This is a genomic window from Sphingobacterium sp. Ag1, assembly GCF_000988325.1.
Lineage (GTDB): Bacteria > Bacteroidota > Bacteroidia > Sphingobacteriales > Sphingobacteriaceae > Sphingobacterium.
The window spans coordinates 96,782-106,533 of sequence record NZ_LBGU01000026.1; the positions used below are offsets into that span (position 1 = coordinate 96,782).

Genomic DNA, 9,752 nt, shown 5'->3' on the forward strand with positions numbered 1-9,752 from the left:
TTGCCAGATGTCCATTTTGATTTATAAATAATCATTATTAAACTCACAAATTTTAATTGTTCGTAAAGTTTCATTTTGCAAGAAATGTTCAATATTGTTAGCCTTTAAACGATCCTTCTTGACAAGTTTAAATGTAATAGTACCATAATTCAGCTTAGAAAACTCTACCCTTAATTTCTCAATTTCTAATCTATGCACCTGCTCGCCATTCTCTAAGAAACTAGCCAAGAGCAATAATTTCTGACACAAAAAGTATACTTTATCGTCTTCCAAAATAACATCTCTCTTGAAGGAAGATAATAATGAATCTTTAATTTTATCCCATAAAGATTCTTCATCAATAAAAATCAAATAATTTAATTTTTCAACATTTAGCCCCAATTGATCAATGAGATAATTTGCGACTGTTTTAGGAGAAATTTGGCTTCGATAAAAATCCCTCAGATTATCAAGAGGTTCCCACCTACTTCTATCCAAAGAAAGGTCAATTTGGTTCAAATAGGCATATAAAAATACGACAAAAGAATAGTTAATTTTCATCTTTCTAATTCTGTTATGTTTACCATTTCCACCAATTCTTATTAAAAACCGACTTAGTTTCTTTCAGATCTAAGGGAGCACCTCCAGTTACAATACGACCAGGATTTCCGGTCCACCCATACAACCCGGGAGTGGCCCGTCCTCCACACTCCATCGTCCTATTTCGGCGTCATAAAACCTCGCCCCGTAGTCATATTAATTAATAACTTTTTAGAACCTCTTGCCAATTCTCCGGATAATCTTTTTTGATCTTTTCTTCAATAAAATCAGGGACTGGTTCCTTCGCGTAATCCAATCCTTTAGTTTTTAAAAAGGATATGACATTTCTCTTCTGAAGGTATTCTTTTTTATCCAAATCAACTATTTCTCTTCTAAGCGCTCCCAAAATGTAGATTGAGTCTCCTTGCACCGTCCTATACATGATTCGCTTATAATCTGCTCCTTGTTCAAGTAAATATTGTGCTATATCAAACTGTTGATGGCTTATTGCATCTGATAATGGTAAATGCGGATAATAAGTATACCAAGAATTGTAAAGATTAACATCAGCCCCCGCATTAACTAAGAGTTTAACTTTATTTAGATTATTACCTGAGATATATGTAATTGCTATATTTAATGGCGTTTCCCTTCCATTGTCACTATCCGTAATCAGCTTATTCTCAACAACATTTGGGTTACCATGGTACTTTATCAAAAGCTCTAGATATTTAGAGTCTGAATTTGCTGCGGCATCATGCATCGCTGTAGATCCTCGATATCTGTCTGCGATATTGGGATCAGCTTTCAAAGCTAATAATGTTTTTGCACTCTGATAGTCGTTATTATTAATCGCGAGCATCAATAAAGTTTTGCCAAATTTAGGCTCTTGGTAATTGACGGGCTGCCTATCTTCGTTAGCTAGTTTTTTCACTAAATTAATATTCTCATCTTCCACTGCCTTTGCCAAATCCCAACTAGGCGAACCTTGGAAAAGCCGATAGTCATTACCCAGAAGTTTCTCTTTATCGATCTTATCATCCCTATTATGACAACCACAAAGTGTAAAAGCTAATACTATTATAAAAATTCTCATAATCTAAAATTTAAATTGAGAAGGAGTAGTGGAATTTCTCAATCCGCTATTTATTTGTTGACCTACCGTAGGTTTTATCAGAGTCTCTATCACAGAGTTAATACTCTATTTTGAAACCTAGGTATTCAGCATCTCCAATAATTTCGCAAAATAACACTACATGTTTATCCCAATCTTCTCCAAAGTTTTCCTGTTGAAACTTATTGTGATTGATCAATTCCTCACTACCAATAGTTTGAATCCTGCAAAATCATCTACTAGAAATAGCTTCCCTCCATTAAAATTTCTCAAAAAAAACTCATAATCGTTGGGTAATCCTGCTTCTAAAGTCGCTCTACATTTATCTATATCTAAATCCGAGGCCGCAATATTCATTTCGAATTTAGACTTCAAATTTTCATAGGTAAGTATTTCTCCTTTTAAAGAGGGATCAATTAATTTGTTAATCAGTTCCAAAAATTTTTTCATAATCGAAAAATATTATATAAATTACTTTTTTTTGATTTGTGAAATACAATCTTATTGCCAGCCTGCTTAAACTCTCGCTATAAAATGCAAGCTGCAGATTAGCTCCCTTATATTTCTGAAGCATATAATTTACATCAGATATTTCTGTTATTATTTCCATAAAATTATTTTACAAAGCCTGTACCATTCCAAAATACTTGATTTCCATCTTGTATAAATTTTGTCTTCTGCAATAAAGATGGATTATTTATAATATGATTAAATGGGGCAACAGTTCCAACTTAGGTTATTCTCTTATAAAGACTTATTAATTAAAGAATTACTTCACAATTTCTAAAAGCTCAATTTCAAATATCGATATCGTTCCAGGATTCTTATTATTAACAAATCTGTCAGGTGAAAAGATTCTATAAATGCTTCCTACATTCATTAATAATAACCCTTGTTCTTGACAAGTTATCAGTTTATTTATTGTTACCTCAATTGGATTTGACACTTCAATTCTTTCTGTAATTTCACTACCGACCATCAAAGTACTATTTCCCTTTATTTTCACTTTATCCGAAATTGTAGGATTAGGACCAGTTCCCTGTTTCAGAATCTCATATTGAATACCATTTGGTAAGGTAATAACTCCAGGTTTCTTTTTATTTTCGGCAAAAAATTTATTAACTGCTTCTAATTTTGCAATAAGATTATTTGAAGGCTCTTTTTGGACAGAAGTATTCTTTGGAACATTTGCATTATAGTTTTCTGAGCTACCTTTATTTTGCTTCGAAATCCGATTATCACCGACTTCGCTCGATATGACAAAATTTGTTTCACACCATGAACTGCCTTCAATCGTAGCTAATTTTACGGTTTGACCATTCTTCATTAATTTAGGGGGCGCTATATTATGGCCATCAGTGGCATATCCTACAATATATACATCATTACCGGACACAGCCATGGAAAGCGGTTTATAGATCGTATATTCTGTATCTTTGAGATTTGCCAGTAATTGTCCATTTTTCCAACATTTACCGACATCACCTTCATCTATATAACCTCTTCCATCAAGTGTATAGCCATTTCCATTACTGTCGTCAACACCGGCTACATATACATCATTGCCCGATACAGCAACGCAAGTAGTGACACCACGTATGCCGGACAGGCTTTCGGTATGACCATTTTTCCAGTATGCAGGTTGTCCGCTTTGCGTTTCGCCTACCGCATAAACATTGCCCTGCAGTTGGGAAATGCCAGTTACCACTTTTAATTCATTGATCGTCTCCAATTTTTGGATGTTTTTCCAGTATAAATCGTCGTGGTTGTCAGTAGCACTCCCGATAATATATAGATCATCATCTACTGCTGCGATGGAAGTGGCATAGCTAAAATTATTGCCTCCAACTGGTAGTTCAACAAGCTGCCCGTTTTTCCAGTACCTGGCTAAGTCATGCCATCTCCCATCAGAGGACATATATCTATAAAAACCAGACACATATACGTCGCCATCTTTAACCATAATGGAATAAGCATGATTGGAAGCATTTGCATCTTTTTCCAACTTTACCTCCTGTCCATTTTTCCAATATAAGCCCTGTCCAAGACTATTGCCCGCTACATAGACATCATTCCCTGAAATAGCCATAGAGACCGCTTCAGCGGTAGTCTGCCCATCCGTAAGTGCTACTGGCTGGCCATTTTTCCAGTATACAGCAGTGTGCTTTTGTGTATTTTCATTGTAACAGGAACCAGCTACATAGATATCTACCTGTTTTGGGCCGCTATTTCCATTCCCTGAGTGTTTTTTTGGCGCAGAAGGCCTTGAATTTTGAGCATATGAAATAAAACTGAATAGAAAACTAAGGAGCGCACAGCATCGTAATGCTAGCAAAATAGGTCTTTTCATGGCGTAGTTTATATACTACTAAATTTACGGAAATTTTGAATTAATATTCTAAATGTCGGTAACTTATTTTATTCGTTTAGTTTGGATGACAATTTAATTTTCATGTTTACAGTATCCAAGATAAAACATCGGTTGTGGATATTTCTTTTTATCAAATGATTTTCCGATTGGATTTAGATAATCCCCGGAAATCAAAATTTCTTCGCCAAGTTGTTCAACTTTGTTTCCATCATATTGGAGCGTTAGTATATTACCTACTCTCTGCCATTTGCCCGTCCTCCATTCATTATATCCGAAAACGCCTGTCCAATGCAATTCAAATGTGTTGTCTTTTCTAAAAAGGATATAAGCTTGATTTTGAGTTCCTCCATAACAGGCTCTAAATTCCACGACGCTTTGGAGTTTTTCTGAATCAAGCCTGTAGGGACTAAATAGCGTGTACAAAATTGTAATTGAACAAACTATTGTTGGTAAGCAAAATTTGAAAGACAAGTTCTTCTGATTGCGGATAATTTCGATAATTCCCTTGATTTCAAAAACAAACATCGTGACAAAAGTAACGGGGATTAAAGCTGTCAGACCCCAAAACAAAATACCAGAAAGATACTTGTCAATATGATGGTAAAATATGGTCAGCACAAGATAAACGCTACAGGTAATTGTTGTTAAAATCAGTGACCGCTTTGTCTTTGTAGATCGTTGCATAAAATTGCTGCTTTTCTATGATACCAACTTACAAAATTTGTAGCATCGAAAAAGCATGAACGGAATAATAGTTATATTTGATAGCGGCCTTATATTTAAGAAATAAAAAAATATAGTAACTGTTCCGCTGATAGATCATGGAAAGAACAGTGCAAAATACCAGAACATCTTTAATAAAATAATTGAACTTCACCATATTTCAATTAAAACTGAATCAATATGGATCATTTAAAACCTACACCATTCTGGACATTGGTTGCTAATATCAAACAGGAAATTAGTTATGGTGAAGGGAAACTACAAACACGTATCGGCACGAAACAGTTTAGCGCTGGTGCCAAGATGTATATTATCGACTGGTTTGCCGGAATGTGTAAAGATATTACGGTAATCGGTTTATCCCGTGATACGAAAAGATTAATACTAAGCCCAATTATAGCATCAGCACGAATTGTTTGTGCACGTTGCTTGAGCGTTTCGGTAACGCGCTTGCAGATTTCCTGCATCTTCTTCTCATAGCTGGTAGAGCGACCTCCAAAGAAATCTACATAGCTTGCTCCAATATTGCTAAAGACATTGGTGCAGATAACAACATTGGCAGCTATTGGATCATTATAGCGTGAAATCTCCCTCCCTTCGATGGAATTGGTCGTGCTTACTATCATGGCATGCTACTTTTCAATCGGAGTATGTCTGATTCGATGTACGGAATTATTAGGTACATTCGAAAATTTAATATTCCCTTTCAATGCTTTTCTGGTACTCGGGTTACTGAACCGATCTGTTGCATGATGTCTTCAATCAGTTTTTTCGTATCACCCGCAATGCGATACTCAAATAATAACAAGGCCCAATCCGATTGAGATTGGGTCTTGTTGTTTTATATGAAGCCCAAAGATCTTTATCTTTTTATTAAAGGGGGTAGTTCTTCATAATAATCTTTTTTATATTTTTCGATCTTGTCTCCGGTAAGACCAATATTGTACTCGAACAAATCAAAATCAAATATAAAAGGAATCTCTTTGTCTAAAAAAACTTTATTTTTCTCATACAGTTCTTTTTCTATAAAATAACTAACGTCTTCAAATAAGAAGGTTTCAGTCGTCACTTGATCCAGAAAAAGTTCATAAAATTTTTCATAAGGAATATGAGAGACATTAATGTAACCAAAAACAACATCTGCCCCTTTTGAGACAATTTGTAAATAAAGTTGATAATAATAATACTTTTCTTTCATAAATAATATAAATTAGAGGCCAACAGGAGCTAGTAAAATCATACCAAAGATTAATAATACGGTCAATGCTCCCGCTGTAGCCGTAGTTGATGATGGAGCAGGTGGACTGTATCTTGGAGATCTCCAAGTCTTAGCTAGCGTCTGATCTGCATCTGGCTCTGTATGAAATCTATCATAGGTAGGGCGCCTTTTGCCCTTAGGCATAGTTTTACCCAGATCCCAACTAACGCGAGCTCCTCGTTTCCCAGGAAGCCCCTTTGACCCTTCAAATCCAGGTAGTCCACCTTTTTTATATGACTCTGGAAGAGGCTTATAATTATTTGTATTTCTCTTACCATCACCTGGTCATTATCTCCTGCCTTATTGAATGCAAAACTCGATCGAGAATTGTAATTGTCTCTAGAGTCGAAATTTTTGTTGTCTTTGAAATCTATAGGAGCTCTTCTACCGATTTGATCAAACATACCCCTGTCCAAAAATTTATCCGCAAATTCATTTTCAGAAACATTCGATGCCCACATACCATCAGGATAAATATGACTAACAGGGTTGTTAAACACATAACTATAAACAGAATGTCTCCTTCCTAATTCCGCCAACGGATCCACCGCATTCCATCTACCAATCTCCGCATCATAGAATCTCGCCCTGTAATCCAAGTGTTAATGGATAATACCATTCTACTCACTACCACATTGCGACCCAATAAATTACATTTTGCTCATCTCTATTGACAGCCACACCATAACTAATCCCGTGCTTCCAAACAGATGGCATTGAGGCATTTCCACCAAGAGTTTCATTTTTAAACAGCCTTTCCTTATTATCAGCATGGATTATATAAAATTCATAATTAGGATCAGAGTATATACCGTTTTTATAATCAATAAAATTGGGAATGGGAGTCTCCCCCTTTAATTTAGAGGAATCAATTTTCGGAAATTCACTAAACCCCTCTACTTTTCTTTCATTTCTATTTATAATTAAAAGTCTTTTATCATTCCCCCTATGACATTTTATACCGTTCAAACTACTAAGTATTCTATTAATGTCAGTTTCACTTAGGTTCCGCTCAACTAGATATAGATTTAGGTTGTTGTTTTTTAAACCTTCATTATAAATTATATTTACCTCGTGCCCTATTTCATGAGGAAAGTGCTTTATTGACTCAATGGGAAAATTCTTCTTATGATCAGTCAAAATCTGAGTATTCTTAGCATCAAAACCATTTATTCTTTTACAAGAATAAATGGCTATAAGTACAATAATAAATTTCAATATTTTTATCATTACTTTAACAATAGTTTGAGGACTTTAATTAATTCATTTAAAAAACCTGCTGCCTGTTTTGTGTTCTCGCTTGTTTTTAAAGTTTTAAAGGATGCTGTCTGGCTATTAGGCTGTCCAGCAGGTTTTGTTAATGTATAAGAAATAGTTCTCGTTGAGCTCCATCTTGATGAGTTGCTAACATCCTTCAATTCTTCCTTTTTATTCAATACACTTTTTTTACATAAGTTTTCTCACTTGGACCAACTTGCTTCATATAATAATCCTTGTTTGTTATTCGTTCTTCGCCCATAGGACCATTGGATTCCATTTCTATTTCCTTGGTTTTCCTCGTCCTCGATGCACTTATAAGAGCCTACAAGGCCAGAAAAGCCTATGCACAATAACAACACAAGCCCAATCTTTCAGATTGGGCTTGTTGACATCTAACTATCTATTCGATAAATAATTGGATCTTTATCAAACCCATTATAAAAAATATGTAATCTGCCGCAGTTTGGACACTTCACAACTATTTTCATTGCCATGTATAATTGTTCAGCATCTACTTGCCCCTCATAATTATCCATTTCTACATCTGAAATCATCAAATATTGATTGGGGCTTGGTATTTCACTCAAGCTAATTACATGATCACAAACACATCTTATTTTCGGCATAACGATAACTATTTCGGCATTATAATAATATTTTTAATATTGGCAGCTCCGGCACCCTGCACTCTCTGCAATATGTTATTCAACTGAGATGAAACAACATTTGTTTGAGATAAATCAATTATAACTCCCGTAGTTTGGCTGTTTTTAGAAGCTACAGCAGAAACTATCCTGCTTACGTTTGAAGTTACTGGTGTATAAACATCATAATTCACTCCATTTACAACTAAATCAGATGTTTGACCTGCGGCTCTAGTACCAACCGGACTTCTTAGAATGACTTTATATCCTTGATCTTTAAGATAGTTTGCAGCAGCAACCTCACTTGCAGAGAATTTTCCACCAGCTTGAATAACTAAACTACCTGTACTGGAACCAAAATTAATCCATCCCCCTCTCAATCCTTTTGTCATTGTCAGTGATTTTTCCCCACCAAAACCAGAAAAAAGCATTCGGGTCCATAACAACCCTTCATTGAACTTTCTTAAAACACCATTCTGCCATTGGAGCGACTCTTTATTAAGTCTATCCACCTCTTCTGGTGAAAGCTTCTTTTTCTTAGGATCTTCCTGATCTCCTCCTTGCTGATGATAAGCCATCGCCTGATCAAAGGAAACGTTCTCTCCGCTTTCATCATCAGTGTAAACACCTTTATTACCTTTATCATGCTCCTCCCAATTATACCTTGGTGCCATCCCGTCAGGATCGATAAACCTGATCGGATTGTTAAACGCATAATTATACGGACTGTGCCGTCTCATCATATCTGCCATTGGATCCACCACATTCCACCTACCGATCTCTGCGTCGTAGAACCTTGCCCCGTAATCCAACTGTCCTTCCAGTACATAAGAACTTCCCAAGGTATGCGTCCCACCATTCAGGTCAGTCTGCATTTCCTTGCCATTATAAAGATACTTATTATTGATACTCGTTGCAATAGATTTCGTCTTACCGAATGGATAGTAATCCTGCTTCTGCATCACCGTAGCTACTGGCACAGTTGGCGTACCATCCTTCTTCAGTACCACCCGCACATTGCCCAGATGATCTGTCAGGTTATAATAGTAACTATAATTTCCTGAACTGTTCAGCAGGAAGCCATCTTCCGTGGCGATTCGTTCGATCACCGGATTTGCTCCACTTGCTTTGCTGTATTCAATCCCACCGATATAATCCTGCTCGGTAGTGATACCAGCAACAGTAGACTTGCGGTTCAGCTTAGTACCCAATGCATCATAGGTGTAGGCAATGCTCTTACCTGTACCGGTTACAGTTTTTGGAAGATTCAGGTAATTGTAGTTCAGGGTCATCCCCGTGCGGTCCTTCGTCGCATTTCCGTTCAGGTCATAAGTAAATGAGCCGGTTACACCCCCCGAAAGACTTTCCAGCCTATTGCTCTTATTGGTATTGTTATAGTTGTACGTAATCGCTGTGCCATTGTCACGGACCAGTGTTTTGATATTGCCCATATCGTCGTATGTCAATACCTCGCTCATCACCGTACCTGTACTCACTCCACTCTTCAACCTGTTGAGCGCATCGTAAGCATAGTTAAATGTGCTGTTTGTTGTAGCAGCATAGCCCCACAGCTGCTGCACGATATTGCCATTATACTGGGCGTTACCCAGCACCGTTGTACCATTCACATTATAGTTCAGCTGCGAGGTGAACTGTGCCGAGCTTGCTTTTGTCTGCCAGCCCCGCTCATTGTAGGCATAGCCGATATTGGTCATAAAGTTGCTGCCGCCGTTCTCACTGTGCAGCGACTTGGTCTTCAGTTGACCGATCTCGTTGTAGGCGAGCCTGCTCTGGATCACTTCATCCTGTCCGTTGACTTTCTTCTTGGTCTGTACCAGTCTGCCCACATGGTCATATTCATTG

General features: G+C 36.8%; 10 protein-coding genes. All 10 read right to left on the reverse strand.

The window, feature by feature from the left end; translation table 11 throughout:
* Nucleotides 1-21: 21 nt before the first annotated feature.
* Nucleotides 22-540 (reverse strand): hypothetical protein, encoded by a 519-nt coding sequence (locus tag AAW12_RS05150; RefSeq protein WP_046672533.1) that lies wholly within the window; start codon nt 538-540, stop codon nt 22-24.
* Between the two features lie 199 nt (nt 541-739).
* Complete coding sequence (locus tag AAW12_RS05155) at nt 740-1,615, reverse strand: ankyrin repeat domain-containing protein (RefSeq protein WP_046672534.1); 876 nt, start codon at nt 1,613-1,615, stop codon at nt 740-742.
* 213 nt (nt 1,616-1,828) lie between these two features.
* The gene (locus tag AAW12_RS05160) at nt 1,829-2,083 is read right to left on the reverse strand and encodes a hypothetical protein (protein ID WP_046672535.1); all 255 of its coding nucleotides are present in this window, start codon (nt 2,081-2,083) and stop codon (nt 1,829-1,831) included.
* 319 nt (nt 2,084-2,402) lie between these two features.
* The gene (locus tag AAW12_RS25340; protein ID WP_053003532.1) at nt 2,403-3,983 is read right to left on the reverse strand and encodes an FKBP-type peptidyl-prolyl cis-trans isomerase N-terminal domain-containing protein; all 1,581 of its coding nucleotides are present in this window, start codon (nt 3,981-3,983) and stop codon (nt 2,403-2,405) included.
* A 93-nt stretch (nt 3,984-4,076) separates the two neighbouring features.
* Nucleotides 4,077-4,688 carry a hypothetical protein gene (locus tag AAW12_RS05175; protein ID WP_046672537.1) on the reverse strand — a complete coding sequence of 204 codons (612 nt, stop codon included), beginning with the start codon at nt 4,686-4,688 and terminating at the stop codon, nt 4,077-4,079.
* A 281-nt stretch (nt 4,689-4,969) separates the two neighbouring features.
* Nucleotides 4,970-5,353 (reverse strand): YbjQ family protein, encoded by a 384-nt coding sequence (locus tag AAW12_RS26025; protein WP_084823081.1) that lies wholly within the window; start codon nt 5,351-5,353, stop codon nt 4,970-4,972.
* Nucleotides 5,354-5,589: 236 nt separating this feature from the next.
* Entirely contained in the window at nt 5,590-5,925 is a 336-nt protein-coding gene (locus AAW12_RS05185; RefSeq protein ID WP_046672538.1) for a hypothetical protein, read from the reverse strand.
* A 134-nt stretch (nt 5,926-6,059) separates the two neighbouring features.
* Nucleotides 6,060-6,584, reverse strand: a complete 525-nt coding sequence (locus AAW12_RS05190; protein ID WP_084823082.1) for an RHS repeat domain-containing protein — start codon at nt 6,582-6,584, stop codon at nt 6,060-6,062.
* A 28-nt stretch (nt 6,585-6,612) separates the two neighbouring features.
* Nucleotides 6,613-7,215, reverse strand: coding sequence for a hypothetical protein (locus tag AAW12_RS05195; protein ID WP_046672540.1), 603 nt, complete (start codon nt 7,213-7,215; stop codon nt 6,613-6,615).
* A 664-nt stretch (nt 7,216-7,879) separates the two neighbouring features.
* A partial coding sequence (locus tag AAW12_RS05210) for an RHS repeat-associated core domain-containing protein (protein ID WP_046672543.1) occupies nt 7,880-9,752 on the reverse strand: 1,873 nt, incomplete at its 5' end.